This window comes from Devosia geojensis, from assembly GCF_000969415.1.
Lineage (GTDB): Bacteria > Pseudomonadota > Alphaproteobacteria > Rhizobiales > Devosiaceae > Devosia > Devosia geojensis.
This window is the reverse complement of the sequence record NZ_JZEX01000018.1, coordinates 1-329: the sequence shown is the minus strand read 5'-3', so window position 1 is coordinate 329 and position 329 is coordinate 1. Positions and strand designations below refer to the sequence as shown.

At 51.7% G+C, this 329-nt stretch carries 1 protein-coding gene; it reads left to right on the top strand.

Translation table 11 applies throughout. From position 1 onward, the window contains the following. Nucleotides 1–329 (top strand): hypothetical protein (locus VE25_RS23810; protein ID WP_201776023.1); only part of this gene is annotated, 329 nt, incomplete at both ends.

The following is a 329-nucleotide window of genomic DNA, read 5'->3' as shown; positions in this document are numbered from 1 at the left end:
GAGGAGGAAGAGGGGAGGGGAAAGAGAGAAAGGGAAAAAAAAGGAGGAGGGGAAGAGGGAAAGAGGGAGGGGGAGAGAGAGGGAGAGGAAAAGAGGGGAAAAAGGGAAAGGGAGGGAAAAGGAGAGAGGAGGGAAGAAGGAAGAAACGGAAGAAGGAGCGAGAAGAGAAGCGAAGAAGGAAGGAGGAGAGAAGAGGAGGAAAGAGAGGAGGAGGAGGGGGGGGAGAAGAGGAAGAAGAGGAAGAAGGGAGGAAAAGGAGGAGAGAAAAGTAAGAAAAAGGGAGGGAGGGAAGGAAGAAGTAGAAAAGGAAAGGAGGACGACAGAAAAGG